Source organism: Pseudomonas sp. K5002 (assembly GCF_013386655.1).
Lineage (GTDB): Bacteria > Pseudomonadota > Gammaproteobacteria > Pseudomonadales > Pseudomonadaceae > Aquipseudomonas.
Genome location: NZ_JACARK010001639.1, coordinates 1 through 559, shown reverse-complemented (window position 1 = coordinate 559; position 559 = coordinate 1). Strand labels below are relative to the sequence as shown.

Annotated in this window: 2 pseudogenes; both read left to right on the top strand. The window is 66.2% G+C overall.

The window, feature by feature from the left end:
• Window positions 1-247, top strand: a pseudogene (locus HX846_RS38430) (rhodanese-related sulfurtransferase); the annotation flags it as partial.
• Window positions 248-349: 102 nt separating this feature from the next.
• Window positions 350-559: pseudogene (locus tag HX846_RS38425) on the top strand (aliphatic sulfonates ABC transporter substrate-binding protein); the annotation flags it as partial.

The following is a 559-nucleotide window of genomic DNA, read 5'->3' as shown; positions in this document are numbered from 1 at the left end:
GCAAGTCGAAGTGCTGACCGGCAAGCCCGTGTTCCTGCTGCAGGACGGCACTGCCAGCTGGATCGCCGCGCAACTGCCGCTGGAGGAAGGCGAGACCCGCCTCGCTTCACCGCGCATCGACCGCTACCGCCGCCCGTACGAAGGCACCGACAATCCGAAGGAAGCCATGCAGGCCTATCTCGACTGGGAGTTCGGCCTGGTGGACCAGCTGGCCCGAGACGGCACCCACGGGTTTTATGTGATCTGAACACCCCCAGGAGCGAGTCCGCTCGCTCCTCTTCCCACTACCAGCCGACCCCTTCTCCAGGCGGAGGCGACTGAACGCAAGACCTAGCCTGGAGCCCGCCTGATGCGCTTTACCCTTGCCCTTTTACTGGCCGCCCTCACCCTGGGTGCGACTTGCCAGGCCGCCGACCTGCAGCCCCTGCGAGTGGCCAACCAGAAATCCACCATCAAGGCGCTGCTGGAAGTCGCCGGCGAAACCCGGGATGTGCCCTACGAAATCCAGTGGTCCGAGTTCCCCGCCGCCGCACCGCTGGGCGAAGCCCTCAACGCCGGG